Below are 15,104 nucleotides of genomic sequence, written 5' to 3'. Positions count from 1 at the left end.
GAATTGCCACGCGCTATGATCGGTGTGCCCACACTTTCTTCTCCGCCATTTGCATCGCAGCTATTGTCATTTTTTACCTTTAATGAGTCCTGAGCCTAAACACTGAGGTTCAACCCGGACAGCAGGGAGAGATTGCCGTCCGAGTAATTGCCGAAATAGGAGCTGGCGCTGCCCGAATCCGCCCACCAGGCGGCCATGGATTCGATCTGGATGCGTTTGCGCATGGCCGAGGGCGAAACCTGCATGGCTTTGCGGGCGTCGTCAATGCCGGACAGGGTTTCAATCTGCCGGTATTTCTTGACCAGGTCGGGATTGTCGTCAAAAAACTGCTGTACCTTGTCGCGGTCGGCATGATCGCTGATAACGGTCACGCTGCCGTCGTCATTGACTTGGATGGAAAAATTGATGTTCGGGTCAACGCCCAGGCTGTCCAGACCGTCATGGAGCTTTTTGCCCGCCGCTCCCTGCTTGTCCAGCACGGCCTGGATATCATTGAGCCCGGCATCATTCACGCTGATCTGCACTGGGCCTTCGCTGTTCAGGCGCAGACTCACGGCCGAGGCGTCCACATCGCGTTTTTCCAATTGCGCCTTGACCGCGTCGGTCAGTTCGGGATTTTCCTTCAGCCATTGATTGATGGCCTCGGCCTGTTCCACATCGCCGCTGACAGCCAGATTGCCCTCGTCGTCTAATTTGAAGTTCAGGCCGTTGGTCATATCCACGCCCATTTTCTTAAGCGCCGCGCGCAGATCGTTGGTCAGGTCCGCATCGCTGTTCAACGCCGACTGCATATTGTCGGATGTGGTATTGATCACGCTGAGCTTGCCGCCGGAACCGACGCGCAGATTCACCGCGCTTTCGGCGTCAATGCCGGCATCGGTCAGAGCTTTGCGCAGATCCTTGCCCAAGGCGGGACTGGCGTCCAGCCATGCCTGCGCGGCCTTTCTGTCCGAGGCATCGTCGCTCGCGGCGGTCAGTTTGCCGCTTTTATCCAGGCTGAAAGTCAGGGCGTTGAGGTCGTCGATGCCTATCCCGGCCAGACCGTTTTTGACGCTCGTACTGAACTCGTTCTGCAGCTGCTCGCGGTATTTGGTGATCTGGTTGAAGGTCACCCGGCTGTCGCTGGAAAGCCCCATGGCATCCATGGCGTATTTGGTCAGTTCCACCATGCTGGAAAGCTGGTTGGTCATGGACGTATTGCCGAAAAGACTGCTCAGGCCGTTGGCGGAGGAACTCTTGGAACTGCCCGAACCCGTGCTTTTCAATTGCTGACCCTGCCACTGGAGCAGAATGTTATTGTAGTTGCCGATGCCTGATATGCTCATGGTCCCTCCCGGCAGATTTTGCCTGTGCCCGGTGCGCGGGCCTGCCGCGGACAACAATGCAAATACCGGACCAGGAACGATGTGGGTCGGCTTCCAGGCATGTCGCCGACCGGGCCTGTCGGTTGAAAAGATGGACAGGCCCGCTGAAATAGGCTAGGTAGGGCCTATGGCAGTACATTCCTCCATGCTGGAGACTGTGGAGTTTGACGACCCCGCCCTAGCCAACCAGCTTTTCGGCCCCCACAATGCGCATCTCGACCTTTTGGCGACAGCCAGCGGCGCGCATATCGGCAATCGCGGGGCCAGCATCTTTATTGAGAGCCCGGATCCGGATGTGCGGAAGAGCCTGTGCAATGTCTTTGTGCAGCTCTATGATCTTCTGCGCGGCGGTCTTGCGCTGAGCCAGCAGGACATGGCCCGCGCCTACGAGATGCTCAGGGCCGATCCCGGCCTGAATCTCGGCCAGGTCTTCCGCGACGCCGTTTTTGTCAATACGCCGCGCAAAACCGTCACCGCGCGCAATGTCGCGCAAAAGACCTATCTGGAGCTTTTGCGGCGTCATGAGCTGGTTTTCGCCGTGGGACCCGCGGGTACGGGCAAAACCTATCTGGCCGTCGCCATGGCCCTGTCCATGTTTCAGCAGCACCGGGTCAAACGTATCGTGTTGACCAGACCGGCAGTGGAGGCGGGCGAACGCCTGGGTTTCCTGCCCGGTGACCTGGCCGACAAGGTGAACCCGTATCTGCGGCCCCTCTATGACGCCCTGCACGACATGATGCCCCAGGCCAAGGTGGCCTCCATGCTGGAAGTGGGCTCTATTGAAGTGGCCCCCCTGGCTTTTATGCGCGGGCGCACCCTTAACGACGCCTTTATCATTCTGGATGAGGCCCAGAACACGACCCAGGAGCAGATGAAGATGTTCCTGACCCGCATGGGTTTCGGCTCGCGCATGGCGGTCACCGGCGACACCACCCAGATCGACCTGCCCATGCAGCCCGGCGGCGCCAGGCCGCGCTCGGGCCTGATCCATGCCCTGAGCATCCTGCATAACGTGCCCGGTCTTGCCGTCCATCGTTTCAGCAAGGCCGACGTCGTGCGTCACCCCCTTGTAGGAGCCATTGTCAGCGCTTATGACCACGCAGAAAAAGACGGCGCGTCCGGCTAGCATCCTGGCGCTCATCCAAACGCTGAAAGTGCGGCATCACTGCGGTTGGGGCCTGTGGGCGCTGATCGGCACGCTGCTGTTTCTGGCCCTGCTGGCCGGGGCTAATTTCGAGGCCGTGCAGCGGATTTACGTGGCCGGCCAGGTGGCGGAAAACGACGTCATCGCGGACCGGGATATTTTGGTGGAGGACACCCAGGCGACCAAGGCCCGCCGTAAACAGGTGCTCTTGCTGCAACCGCCGGTCTATGACCTGAGCCTTGAGCCTTATACCCAGTTTCAGAGCCGGATTCTGGAAATTCTGCGCAGTCTGAACAATGCGGGCGAGCAGAGGCCCGTGCCCGACGCGCCCCTGCAGCGCCTGGTGGAAGAACTGACACCCGCCGTGGCCGACGAAGTGCTGCCGGAACTGGCCCTGCCCGAAGTGCAGACCTATCTGCTCAAAAAACTGCTGCCACAGATCCGTGAGCATATGGCCGAAGGTCTGGTGGGCGACATCCGCTCGGCGCGGGTGGGGCGCTCGGGCGTGATCATCCGTAATCTGGACACCAATGCGGAAATGTTGCGCCCGGACGTCAACTCCCTGCCGGACGTGCAATCTTTTCTGGCCGAGGTATCCTCGCAGATCCGCCAGGCTCCCAGTCTTAATCCGCAGTCCCGCCGGGCCATCAATATTCTGCTTTCAGCCACCTTGCCCGCATCCCTGACCCTGAATCGCGAGGCCACCCAGAAACGGGGCGCGGCCGTGGTGGCGACGGTGGAGCCGGTTTATTACCAGATCCAGAAGGGTGAATTGGTGCTGCGCAAGGGCGAACGCGTGAGCCGCGAGCAGCAGATCAAATTGCAGACCTTGTACAAATCCGCCTCTGATCCCATGCGCTGGAGTACCGCGGGCGGCGCCTTTCTCTGCACTCTGCTGCTTTCCGTGGGCTTTTTCGTGGCCCCCAGCGGCAAGCCCGGCACGCCGTTGCGCTGCAAGGACATGTTGCTCATCGCCCTTTTGCTCTTCCTGTTCGGCGTGGGCGCCAAGAGCGTCTATCTGCTGGGCCTGCGCATGGACAGCGTAAGCCTGCTCAATTCCTTTGCCGCCGCTTTTCCCGTGGCCGGGGCCGTAGGGCTGGTAGCCATGGTTTTCGCGGCTCGGCGCTACTGCACCATGGGCCTGTTGCTTTCTCTTCTCTGCATGCTCATGTTCCAAGCGGATTATCCGCTCTTCATTTACTATTTTCTGGGCGGCATGCTGGCGACCTGGCTGGTGACCAGCGCGCAGAGCCGCCAGGATGTGGTCTGGAGCGTGATTCCCCTGACCGTGGGCCAGATTCTGATCTGGTTCGGCACGACGCTGCTCGCCCAGACCCCCCCGGCGGAAATACCCGTGCAGCTGACCGCCGTGGCTATCAACAGCCTGCTTTCTCTGATTCTGCTTTTTGCCGTGAGCCCGGTGCTGGAGCTGACCTTCGGCTACAGCACGCGCTTCCGCCTCATGGAGCTGATGAGCCTGGAACAGCCACTGATGCAGGAATTGATGGTCACCATTCCCGGCACCTACCACCATTCCCTGGTGGTGGCCAACATGGTGGAGGCCGGGGCCAAGGCCATCGGCGCCAACAGTCTGCTCTGCAAGGTGGCGGCTCTGTATCACGATGTGGGCAAGCTCTCCTACCCGGAATATTTCATCGAGAATCAGTTCGGCGGCCCCAACAAGCACGACAAGCTGGCCCCGTCCATGAGCGCCCTGATTCTGCTTTCGCACGTCAAAAAAGGCACTGAGCTGGCCGAGCGCTATAAGTTGGGCCAGGAAATCACGGACATCATCCGTCAGCACCACGGTACGCGCCTGATCCGTTTCTTCTATCAGAAGGCTCTGAATCTGGGCGAAAAGCCGCGCGAGTCGGATTACAGCTATCCCGGCCCGCGCCCGCAGACCAAGGAAGCGGCTATTCTGATGCTGGCGGATTCCGTGGAGGCCAGCAGCCGCACCCTGACCGATCCCACGCCCGCACGGATCAAGAACCATATCGACACCATCATCAAGGGTATTTTTTCGGAAGGGCAGTTGGACGAATCCGAACTGACCTTCAAGGATCTGCATTTCCTGAGCGAAAATTTCCAGCGTATTCTGACGGGGATTTTCCACCAGCGCATTGCCTATCCGGAAGCCAAGATCAAGGACGTGGCCCAGGCCGACAAGAGCAGGGCGGAGGCCAAGCCTTGCGACGGCAAGACCCAGCCCTGCGGCAAAAGCGGCGCTCCCCATGCCCGGCCCGACGCGGAACCCCTTGGCCTGCCCGCTGCCAGGACGCGCAAAAACGAGACCGGTCGTCCGGGAACCCCGGCGACCGAGCCGCAGTCCGGCAGCAGGAACTGAGGCCATGGCCCGGGCAGAAGTCCATACGCAAACAGCGCGGTGCGCGGAGCGGGTGCGGATATTGCCCCATTACGACGCTCATGCCTGGCTGTTGCCCCTGAACCGCCGCGAATTGGCTTTGGCTCTGCGGATCATGCTGCGCGCTCTGGCCGCTGCCGAAAGCGGCGCGCCTGACAGCGTGGAACTGCATTTGGTGGACGACGCGGCCGTCAGCGCGGCCAACCGGCGGTTCATGCGTTGCATGGGGCCCACCAATGTGCTTTCCTTTCCCGGCGGCGAGGATCTGCCGGGCATACTGCTGCTTTCCCTGGATACGCTTATGCGGGAGTGCCTGCTTTACGGGCAGGAACCAGCGGGGCACGCTTTGCGGCTGCTGGCCCACGGCATGGGCCATCTGGCGGGTTTGGATCACGGCCCGGCCATGGACCGGGCGTGCGCGGCCTGTTTTGATGCCGCTCGGCAGGCCCTGCGCGTCTAGAGCAAAATAACTTTTCAAAGTTAATCTGCTCCAGGAGCTGTTTCTAAATTAGGGAGTTTTTCCTTTCCAGCGAGGAAAACGGGCTTTTTACGACGGGAGTATACTCTTCCGGTATTCGACCAGAGTGAAAAGCGACGTTTGACGAAGCTAAAAGGTAAAAAGAACCAATTTAGAAACAGCTCCTAAGACATCATTACGTTGAAGCGGGATCAGAGGGCAGTTCCGCCAGAGCACGGCAGTGCAGTTCGCGCAGCTTGCGCGCGGACTGTTCGCCTTTGTTTCGCCAGTCCGGCGGCAGGCTGACGGCCAGCAGGGCGGCCAGCTGCCGGCGGGCTTCAGTGCTGACGCGGCTGTTGCTGTCCGCGTCGGCCAGCCGCCAGAACGGCGCGTTCAGACCGGCCTGATGCACGCGCCAGAGCAGGTCGCGCCGGGTGCCGGGACGCAGGCTCGGGAACATCCCGGCCTTCATGTGCTCTGCGGCGGCCAGCGCGCCCGCCTTGCGGAAAAGCACGGGCAGGCGCAGGCGCTCGGCCAGGGCCAGCGCCGGAGCGACGCCGCGTCGCTCGTGGCCGTAATGGTGCGGGAGCAGGACCGGGTCTGTGCTGACTTTGCCCAGGTCATGGCACAGTGCCATCCAGGCGGCCAGGGCGTCGCCCGCAGTGAGATTCATGATCCGCAGCGTATGGCCCAGAACGGAATTTTTATGCCAGCGCGCCGGTCCGGCCGGGATGTCGCGGGCGGCCTCCAACTCCGTAAACCATGGAACCAGCGCGTTTCCCTTTGTCAGAATTTCAAAAAAGCGCGCAGGTGCGGGCGCGGCCAAGGATTTGCGCAATTCGCGGCAGACCCGTTCCGCCGGGATGGCCGCCAGAGTGGCGGAGGGCAGGGCGTGCATTTGCCGGTAGGCAGCGTCGTCGACCTGCCAGTCCGGCCACAGGGCCGCGAAACGGGCCAGGCGGAATATCCGTGCCGGGTCGTCGGCCATGGCCGTGGGCGAGGCGGGGCGCAGGCGGCGGGCGCGCAGATCGGCCAGGGCCTGGGGATGGAAGCGCAACAGGCCCCGGCAGTCCAGAGCCATGGCGTTGACGGTGAGATCCCTGGCCAGAAGGTCCGCTTCCAGACTGCCGCCGCGCAGAGGCATGCATTCCCGGCCGCGCCAGAGGCAGACACGCACGCTTTTGCCCACCGGCCGGGCATCGGAATGGGCGGTCAGAAAATCGGCCATGTCGCCGGAAAAGGCGAAATCCAGCTCAACGGGCGCGCGGCCCAGCAAGAGGTCGCGCACGGCCCCGCCCACGAGGTAAAGTTCCATGAGTTCAGTATGCCACAGCCCGGAGCGCGGGGAAAGCGCCCCCGTGCCCGCCGCGAGCGCCGGCTTTGCCCGGCAGCCCTTTGTCTGGCGTTTCGGCGAGGTGTCGTCCAGTCTGGATGTGGCCTTTTTGCTGGCCGGGCGGGGGTGGCTGGAGGTTTGGGACAGCGTCCAGGCCGTCAGCCAGACGTCGGGGCGCGGGCAATTGCGGCGGCACTGGGTGTCGCCGCCGGGCAATATCTATGCCGCCCTGCGTCTGCCCCTGCTGCCGCCCTTTGACGGCACGGCCGCGGCCCCGGTCACGGGCCTGCTGCTGGCCTGCGCCCTGCGCGCCGGAGGCTGGCCCGTGCTGCTCAAATGGCCGAATGACCTGGTGCTCTCCTTGCCTGAGGGCCCCCGTAAACTGGCGGGCATTCTGCTGGAAGAGCGCGGCGGCGTGCTGTTGGCCGGCATCGGCGTCAATGTGTCCTTTGCGCCGCCCGACAATGCGTTGCGGGCTGAAGCGGCCTTGCGCGCCGCCAGCCTGGACCGGCACCCTGTTCCGGGACGTCCCGCGCCTCTGGCCGAAGAACTGTGGCAGCGGCTTGTAAAGCATGTGCATTCGGCATATAATAACTGCCACTCTCTTTCCGACCAGTGGAAAATACAGGCTGAACAACTGCTGCTCTGGCGCGGCTGGGACGTGGAGCTGATTGACGGGGACCGCAGCGTTCGCGGCAGACTGGAAGGTCTGACCCCGGCTGGGGGGCTGCGCCTGTTGCGCAACGGCCGCTGTGAGGAATGGTTAAGCGGAAGCCTCCGGCTTTCCGAAAGATTATCATAAAGGGCTGAAAAGGCATGGCCAACAAGACATTCGCGGAAGTGCAGGATTTTCTGAAGGGCAAGGTCATTCTGGTGGCGAACCGGGGCATTCCGGCCCGGCGTATTTGCCGTTCCATCCGGGAGCGCTTTGACGCGGTGGCGGCCATGACCGCCACGGACGTGGACAAGACCGCTCCCGCAGCCTCCACGGCCCAGGAATTGATGCTGCTGGGCAGCGAACCGCGCGCATATCTGGACATCGACAGAATCATCGACATGGCCAGGCAGCGCGGCGTGGTGGGCATTCATCCCGGCTGGGGTTTCGCCTCCGAGGACACTCGTTTTCCGCAGCGCTGCAAGGAAGCCGGCATTACCTTTATCGGCGCCACAGCCGAGGCCATGAACCTTCTGGGCAACAAGGTCCAGGCGCGTGAGGTGGCCCGTAAACTGGGCATTCCCGTGGTGCCCGGTTCCGACGGAGCGGTGGATATTTCCACGGCTCGCCGTCTGATCAGTGAAATCGGCCTGCCTATCATGCTCAAGGCCGAAGGCGGCGGCGGCGGCCGGGGCATTTTCGCCATCCATAATGAGGCCGAGCTGGAAGACGCCTTTTTCAAGGCATCTTCCATGGCCCAGGCCTCGTTCGGCAACCCGCGTCTTTTTGTGGAAAAATTCCTGAGCGGCGTGCGCCATATTGAAATCCAGGTCATTGCCGACATGTACGGCAATGTCTTCGCCTTTGATGAACGCGACTGCACCGTGCAGCGTAACCATCAGAAGCTGATCGAAATCACGCCTTCGCCCTGGCCGGGCGTAACCCGTGAACTGCGCGAACGCCTCAAGGATTATTCCCGTCGCCTGGTGCGCGCCGTGGGGTATCATTCTCTGGCCACGGTGGAATTTCTGGTTACGTCCGACGGCACGCCTTATCTGATTGAAGTGAACACCCGTCTGCAGGTGGAACACGGCATTACCGAATGCCGCTACGGTATCGACTTGGTGGAAGAGCAGATAGCGGTGGCCTTCGGCGCCGAACTGCGTTACCGCGAGGAAAATCTGCGGCCTTCTTACTGCGCCATGCAGGTGCGTATCAACTGCGAAAATCCGCAGGACAACTTCGCGCCCAACTCCGGCCTGATCTCGCGCTACGTTTCGCCCGGCGGCCTGGGGGTGCGCCTGGATTCCAATATCAGCGCGGGCTATGAGTTCCCGGCCAACTATGATTCCGCGGGCGCGCTCCTGATCGCCTATGCCCATGACTGGGAAAAGACCTTGGGCATCATGGACCGCGCTCTGGGCGAATACGTCATCGGCGGCATCAAGACCACCATTCCTTTCTTCCGCAAGGTCATCAAAAATCCTTTGTTCCGCAAGGGCGACATCAACACCAATTTCATCGCCGATCATCCCGAGCTGATGCTCTATACGGATCTGGCCCCGGAAGGGGAGCGTCTGGCCCGGCTGGTGGCCGAAATTTCGGCCAAGGGCTTTAATCCCTATGTGCAGCTCGGAGAATACCGTTCGGCCACCACGCCCTGTCTCGGCCCCTTCGAGCCGGTGCTGCCGGCCATCAGTACGGCCGCCCGGCGACAGCCCTCTCCCTATCCGCAGGGCGACAGGCTGGCGACCCTGGATTTCATTCGTGATTCCGGCTACGTACATTTTACGGACACCACGCCGCGCGATTTCACCCAGTCCAATTCCGGCAACCGTTTCCGTCTGGCCGAGGACAGGCTCATCGGCCCTTACTTGGACAATGTGGGCTATTTCTCCATTGAGAACGGCGGCGGCGCTCATTTCCATGTGGCCATGATGGCTAATATGACTTATCCATTCACTGAGGCCCGCGAGTGGAACAGCTTCGCCCCCAAGACGCTCAAGCAACTGCTGGTGCGCTCCACCAACGTGCTGGGCTACACGCCCCAGCCGCGCAATCTGATGCGCAAGACCGGGGAAATGATCTGTGATTACTACCAGGTGGTGCGTTGTTTCGACTTCCTCAACCATGTGGAGAACATGCGGCCCATCGCTGAAGTGGTCATGTCCCGCAGGGACGTCATCTTCCAGCCCGCCTTGTCCATGTCCTGGGCCAAGGGTTTCGACGTGGCCCATTACCTCAGCGTCACCGAGGCGATCCTGCGCATGGTGGGCGACGTCATGGGCGTGGACCCCAAGGAAGCTTCGCGCCATATCATCCTGGGGCTCAAGGATATGGGCGGCGTCTGCCCGCCGCGCTTCATGACCGCCCTGGTCGGCGCCCTGCGCAAGGCCTGGCCGGAACTGGTTCTGCATTACCACCGCCACTACACGGACGGTCTTTTCGTACCGGCCTGCGGAGCGGCGGCCAAGGCCGGAGCCCACATCCTCGACGTGGGCCTGGGCGCGGCGGTGCGCTCCTACGGGCAGGGCGACGTGCTCTCCACCATGGCATACCTTGAGGATGAACTGGGCCTCCAGTGCCATTTGAACAAAAATGCCCTCCGTGACGCCAACTTCGTCTGCAAGCAGATCATGCCCTATTATGACCGCTACTGCGCGCCCTATTTCCAGGGCATCGACTACGACGTCACCCTGCACGGCATGCCCGGCGGGGCCACGTCCTCCTCGCAGGAAGGGGCCATGAAGCAGGGCTACATCCATCTGCTGCCCTATATGCTCAAATTCCTGGAAGGCACCCGCCAGATCGTGCGTTATCATGACGTGACGCCCGGTTCGCAGATTACCTGGAACACGGCTTTTCTGGCCGTCACCGGGGCCTGGAAGCGCGGCGGCGAGGAAGAAGTGCGCTTTCTTCTCGAAGTGCTGGGCGAAGTGACCCGCACCCCCGAAGCGGAACTCTCGCCGGAAATGCACAAGGCCCGGCTTTCCATCTATCAGGACTGCAACGACGCTTTCTGCAATCTGCTGCTGGGCAAATTCGGCAAACTGCCTCTGGGGTTCCCGGCGGACTGGGTATATGAAAGCGCCTTTGGCTCCGATTGGAAATCCGCCATTGCCAGGCGCACCGAAAACTCGCCCCTGGAAACGCTGCCGGACGCCAATCTGGCCGCGGAGGAAAAGGCCTGCACCGAAATTCTCAAGCGGCGGCCCAATGAAGAGGAGTTTGTGCTCTACCTCAATCATCCGGCCGACGCTCTGAAAACCGTCCAATTCAAGGCCAAGTTCGGCGATCCCAACAATCTGCCGTTGCATGTCTGGTTTGAGGGGCTGAAAGTGGGGCAGGATCTCTATTTCAATGATGCCAGCGGCAAGCCGCACCATCTGGCTCTGCTGAGCATTTCCCGTCCCAACGAAGCGGGCATCTCCATCTGCCGCTACGTGCTGGATTCGGAATTCATGAGCTGTGAGGTGCAGGTCAGCCAACCCTCCGCCCAGAAGGGCAAGGGCACGCTGATGGCCGATCCCTCCAATCGATACCATGTGGCCGCGCCCAGCAACGGTGACCTGTGGGTCATGTACGTCCATCCCGGCGAGGTGGTAAAGGCCGGCGAAGAACTCTTCAATGTCTCGATCATGAAGCAGGAAAAGGCTGTGCTGGCCCCGGTGGACGGCATCGTCAAACGCGTGCTCAAGACCGCCGACTTCAAGGAAAGCAAGCAGATGGTTTCTGTGCGCGAAGGCGAACTGATCGTGGAGCTCGGGCCGGTGCCGCGCATGTGCAGCAATGAAGCCTGCGGGCAGCCCATTCCCATGGAAAACGCGGCATTCTGTCCCTACTGCGGTTCCCCTGTGGGTTAGGAAGCTATGGACAGTTTTGCATTACTGGTATATGTCGCATAGAAGAGCGCTTTTTCTTTCCCGTCATACCGGAGGAAATCATGGCTAAAAGTCCCGCCGCTAAAACAGCGCAGGCCAAGCCCAAAACCAATTCTGCCGAATTGATTCAGAAGAAGCTAGTGCTGACCGGCGCGGATATCGTGAAGCTCGGGCCCGAGGCGGAATTGCTTGTCGGCGGCAAGAACTATAATACGGCCCTGATCAGCCAGATTGAGGGTATTCAGGCGCCGCATTTTCGTGCGGTCTCTTCGCTGGCCTTTCATCGTCTGCTGGATGAAACCAAGGTCAATGGCCGTGTAGTGCGCTCTGTGGTGGATAAAGAGTATGGTCGCATTGACTGGAACGATCCGGAAATAAATCAGGATCCCGATTTCCTGCAAAAATTTGTACGCCAGTTGGGCAAGCAGAGCCATGACGCCGCCAAGGCCGAGGGAGAGCAGTCGCATACCAAATTGCGAACCTTTATCAATAATATTGTGGAAGGTTTTGCCACGTCTCCTGAGGGTATCGACCAGTTGCGCAAGCGCTCGGTGATGGTGCAGGCCGCCATTCTTTCCGTGGATATGCCCGCTGAAGTGGATGAGGCCGTGCGCGGGGCCTACAAAGCCATCTGTGAGGAAAACGGCGACGACATGACCCCTGTGGCCGTGCGTTCTTCCGCCGCCGGCGAAGATTCGCGCAAAAAAGCTTTTGCCGGTCTGCAAGATACTTATCTGAACATGGTAGGCGCGGATAAGGTGGTGGAAGCCTATCACTGGGACTGTTCCTCTGCTTACAATCTGCGCTCCATGACCTACCGGCGAGAAGCCATCCTGGACGCTCTGGCCCGTGCCGAAGAAACCGGCGACGAATCCATTGCCGAAATGGCAAAACAGGAATGGGCCATTGAACATACGTCTCTGTCCGTCTGCATGATGCAGATGATCAATCCCGTGATTTCCGGCACGGCCTTTTCCGCCGATACGGCCACAGGCTGCCGGGGCACGGACCGCAAGGATCTGGTGAGCATCGACGCCAGCTATGGTCTCGGAGAGGCCGTGGTGGGCGGCAAGGTGACGCCCGACAAACTCTATGTCTTTCAGCGCGACGACGGCAGCGAGGTGGTTATCCGCCAGATGGGCTGCAAGGATATGAAAATCGTCTATGACGAAAAGGGCGGCACGCGCGAAGTGCCCGTGCCCGAGCTGGAAGCCCTGCGCTGGGCTTTGTCTCTGAGCCAGGCTGAACGGGTTGCCAAGGGCGTGCGCGCCGTGAGCAAGGCCTACGGCGGCATGATCATGGACACGGAATTCTGCATCGACGCCAACGACAAGCTCTGGTTCGTGCAGGCCCGGCCCGAAACCCGTTGGAATGAAGATCTGGAACTGCATCCCACCACCATTTTCATGCGTCGCCGCGAGGTGGACGCCAAGGCTGCGGCCGAAGCGGAAATTCTGGTGGAAGGCAACGGCGCTTCACGCGGGGCGGGCCAGGGCACGGTGCGTTTCCTGCGCTCCGCCCTTGAGCTGAACAAGATTGCCAAGGGCGACGTGCTGGCCGCCGAGCGCACAGATCCGGACATGGTGCCGGGCATGCGCGTGGCCTCCGCCATCATGGCGGACGTGGGCGGCGACACCAGCCACGCGGCCATCACGTCGCGCGAATTGGGCATCGCGGCGGTCATCGGCATTCAGCGGGTGGACGTGCTGCGCGCCCTGGACGGCGCGGAAGTGACCGTGGACGGAACGCGAGGCCGGGTCTACCGTGGCTTGCTGCCCCTGCATCAGGTGGGCGGCGAAATGGACGTGGCGAAACTGCCGCCTACAAAGACCAAAGTGGGTCTGGTGCTGGCCGACGTGGGCCAGGCGCTTTTCCTTTCGCGCCTGCGCAACCATCCCCAGTTTGAAGTGGGTCTGCTGCGGGCGGAATTCATGCTGGGCAACATCAGCATCCATCCCCAGGCGCTGGAGGCCTTTGACAACGGCGAACTGGACGGCGTGGTTCAGGCCAAAGTCAAGGAGCTGGAGAACCGCCTTTCCAAGGTGTTGCGCGAGCAGATGGCCGCTGGTCTGATTGTTTTTAATTTCAATCTGCGCGAATACGTGGGCGAAATCACCGGCCTGTCCGCTGAGGTCAGCGCTCTGGCCGATGCCGACAAGAGTCTGAGCGCCGAGGAAGTTCTGCTGCAGCATCGCAAAATGCGCGAGCTGGACCACAAGATTGACCAGCACATGGAGATGGCTTCGCGCCGTATCGAGGTGCTGAAAACCTCGCCCGATCTGGCGGATCATGTGCGGATCATCATGGGCTACGACGACGAGTTGGCCCTGTTGCCGTCCGCTGATCCGGAATCGGCCAAGCGCGCTGCGGAAATCGAAGCCAGCGTGGAAGCGCATGTGCAGCGGATTCAGGATCTGCCCGCCGTGGTCAAGCTGCTGGAAAACATCCTCCATCTGCGCGAGGAGATTGGCCTGCGTACCGGGCTTAAAAAAGAAATGGACGACGTGCGCAACTTGCCCGAAAAAATCCGCAGCCTTATCAAGGCGCGCGGTTTCCGCACCGGCAAGGAGCACTATGTCCAGACCCTGGCCCAGAATCTGGCCCTTTTTGCCATGGCCTTTTACGGCAAACCCATTACCTACCGCACCACGGACTTCAAGAGCAACGAATACCGCAACCTTTTGGGCGGTAACCTTTTTGAGCATCAGGAAGCCAACCCCATGCTGGGCTATCGCGGCGTATCGCGAAATATCCATGACTGGGAAATAGAGGCCTTCAAGCTGGCGCGCGGCGTCTACGGCGGCAGCAATCTGCGCATGATGCTGCCCTTTGTGCGCACTCTTGAGGAAGCTCGTTCCATGCGCTGCTATCTGGACCAGGTACACAAGCTCAAGAGCGGCCACGACGGCCTGAAGATTATCCTCATGTCCGAACTGCCTTCCAACGCCATTCTGGCGAAGCAGTTCATCAGCGAGTTTGACGGCTTCTCCATCGGTTCCAACGACATGACCCAGATGGTGCTGGCCACAGACCGTGACAACGCGCGCCTTGCCCATATTTACGACGAGGAGGACCCTGCGGTGGTCTGGGCCATCCTTGTCAGCATCTTCACCGGCCAGAAATACGGCAAGAAGGTGGGCTTCTGCGGCCAGGGCGTTTCCAACAGCGTCATCCTGCGCGGTCTGGTAGCCATTGCCGGAATTACCTCGGCTTCAGTGGTGCCGGATACTTATTATCAGACCGTCTTTGACATCGCGGCTGTGGAAGGGGAAAACATCCCCACTTCCCAGCTTGGCAAATGGCTCGGGCAGCAGCACCATAAGCGGTTGGCGGAACTTATGGAAACGGCAGGTTACGGGCACATTCTCAAGAAATACACGGAGCCGCAGGACATTCAGGAATGGTACGAAGGCGAACTGCAGCGGAGGCATGAACAGTTGCGCGAGCATCTGGATACTCCCAAGGAAGGTTTCTACCGCGCAGAACTGCAGAGTTTCCGTTCCACCTTCCACAAGCCGGTGATCTACGCCACCTGGAATTGGGACGATACCGTGCTGGACGCCCTGCATCAGTCCGGTTTCGAGAACTTCGAGGAACAGACCAAGGCGTTGGAGGTTTCCCGCGAGCTGAATGCCTAGCCTTAGAGCAGGTTAATTTTCAAAGTTAACCTTTTCTAAAAAAGAAATATATTGAAAGAGGCCTGGATCCTGTGGGGTCCGGGTCTCTTTTTTCTTTGGGGAGGGGGTGGCTTGTTCGCCTCCGGCGATCAGGGAACAATCAAAACCACCCGCATAGCGGGTGGTTTTCTCCAGCCCTATAAGGGCTTGTTACCGGCGAGCGTCTAAAGGCGCCGGCTTTCACTTTGTTCAAGCCCAGAGCCTTTGTCGCTTTGGCTTACCCCTGGA

Annotated in this window: 8 protein-coding genes and 1 pseudogene; 7 read left to right on the top strand and 2 right to left on the bottom strand. The window is 60.6% G+C overall.

The window, feature by feature from the left end; translation table 11 throughout:
• A pseudogene (locus tag KH208_RS13195) lies at positions 1 to 83 on the top strand (IS5/IS1182 family transposase); the annotation flags it as partial.
• A 12-nt stretch (positions 84 to 95) separates the two neighbouring features.
• On the opposite strand, the gene KH208_RS13190 reads toward KH208_RS13195, so the two are convergent.
• Positions 96 to 1,325 carry a hypothetical protein gene (locus tag KH208_RS13190; RefSeq protein ID WP_291437051.1) on the bottom strand — a complete coding sequence of 410 codons (1,230 nt, stop codon included), beginning with the start codon at positions 1,323 to 1,325 and terminating at the stop codon, positions 96 to 98.
• Positions 1,326 to 1,491: 166 nt separating this feature from the next.
• Here KH208_RS13190 and KH208_RS13185 point away from each other — a divergent pair, with 166 nt between their 5' ends.
• Genes KH208_RS13185 through ybeY form a run of 3 tightly spaced genes read left to right on the top strand, consistent with a single transcriptional unit; the run spans position 1,492 to position 5,333 of the window.
• Positions 1,492 to 2,490, top strand: coding sequence for a PhoH family protein (locus KH208_RS13185; protein ID WP_291437049.1), 999 nt, complete (start codon positions 1,492 to 1,494; stop codon positions 2,488 to 2,490).
• Positions 2,456 to 4,855, top strand: a complete 2,400-nt coding sequence (locus tag KH208_RS13180; RefSeq protein WP_291437047.1) for an HDIG domain-containing metalloprotein — start codon at positions 2,456 to 2,458, stop codon at positions 4,853 to 4,855. Before KH208_RS13185 ends, KH208_RS13180 begins: the two co-directional genes overlap by 35 nt.
• Before the next feature lie 4 nt (positions 4,856 to 4,859).
• Positions 4,860 to 5,333 (top strand): rRNA maturation RNase YbeY, encoded by a 474-nt coding sequence (ybeY, locus tag KH208_RS13175; protein ID WP_291437045.1) that lies wholly within the window; start codon positions 4,860 to 4,862, stop codon positions 5,331 to 5,333.
• Positions 5,334 to 5,526: 193 nt separating this feature from the next.
• Here ybeY and KH208_RS13170 read toward each other — a convergent pair whose 3' ends face one another.
• Positions 5,527 to 6,645: a polynucleotide adenylyltransferase gene (locus KH208_RS13170; RefSeq protein ID WP_291437043.1), complete on the bottom strand. Its 1,119-nt coding sequence runs from the start codon at positions 6,643 to 6,645 to the stop codon at positions 5,527 to 5,529.
• Between KH208_RS13170 and KH208_RS13165 the strand changes: the two genes are divergently transcribed.
• The 3 genes from KH208_RS13165 (at position 6,644) to KH208_RS13155 (ending at position 14,837) form a co-directional block, all read left to right on the top strand.
• Positions 6,644 to 7,465 carry a biotin--acetyl-CoA-carboxylase ligase gene (locus KH208_RS13165; protein ID WP_291437040.1) on the top strand — a complete coding sequence of 274 codons (822 nt, stop codon included), beginning with the start codon at positions 6,644 to 6,646 and terminating at the stop codon, positions 7,463 to 7,465. The genes KH208_RS13170 and KH208_RS13165 overlap by 2 nt on opposite strands.
• Before the next feature lie 14 nt (positions 7,466 to 7,479).
• Positions 7,480 to 11,181 (top strand): pyruvate carboxylase, encoded by a 3,702-nt coding sequence (locus KH208_RS13160; RefSeq protein WP_291437038.1) that lies wholly within the window; start codon positions 7,480 to 7,482, stop codon positions 11,179 to 11,181.
• Between the two features lie 80 nt (positions 11,182 to 11,261).
• The gene (locus KH208_RS13155; protein ID WP_291437035.1) at positions 11,262 to 14,837 is read left to right on the top strand and encodes a PEP/pyruvate-binding domain-containing protein; all 3,576 of its coding nucleotides are present in this window, start codon (positions 11,262 to 11,264) and stop codon (positions 14,835 to 14,837) included.
• The last annotated feature ends 267 nt before the right edge of the window (positions 14,838 to 15,104 follow it).

This window comes from Desulfovibrio sp. (assembly GCF_018379785.1).
Classification (GTDB): Bacteria; Desulfobacterota; Desulfovibrionia; order Desulfovibrionales; family Desulfovibrionaceae; genus Desulfovibrio.
The sequence above is the reverse complement of the archived record's forward strand: the minus strand, read 5'-3'. Positions and strand labels throughout refer to the sequence as shown.

Excerpts from the sequence above, each read along its gene's own strand:
- KH208_RS13190 (WP_291437051.1), bottom strand. The coding sequence starts at position 1,325 with ATGAGCATATCAGGCATCGGCAACTACAATAACATTCTGCTCCAGTGG.
- KH208_RS13185 (WP_291437049.1), top strand. The coding sequence starts at position 1,492 with ATGGCAGTACATTCCTCCATGCTGGAGACTGTGGAGTTTGACGACCCC.
- KH208_RS13180 (WP_291437047.1), top strand. The coding sequence starts at position 2,456 with ATGACCACGCAGAAAAAGACGGCGCGTCCGGCTAGCATCCTGGCGCTC.
- ybeY (WP_291437045.1), top strand. The coding sequence starts at position 4,860 with ATGGCCCGGGCAGAAGTCCATACGCAAACAGCGCGGTGCGCGGAGCGG.
- KH208_RS13165 (WP_291437040.1), top strand. The coding sequence starts at position 6,644 with ATGAGTTCAGTATGCCACAGCCCGGAGCGCGGGGAAAGCGCCCCCGTG.
- KH208_RS13170 (WP_291437043.1), bottom strand. The coding sequence starts at position 6,645 with ATGGAACTTTACCTCGTGGGCGGGGCCGTGCGCGACCTCTTGCTGGGC.
- KH208_RS13160 (WP_291437038.1), top strand. The coding sequence starts at position 7,480 with ATGGCCAACAAGACATTCGCGGAAGTGCAGGATTTTCTGAAGGGCAAG.
- KH208_RS13155 (WP_291437035.1), top strand. The coding sequence starts at position 11,262 with ATGGCTAAAAGTCCCGCCGCTAAAACAGCGCAGGCCAAGCCCAAAACC.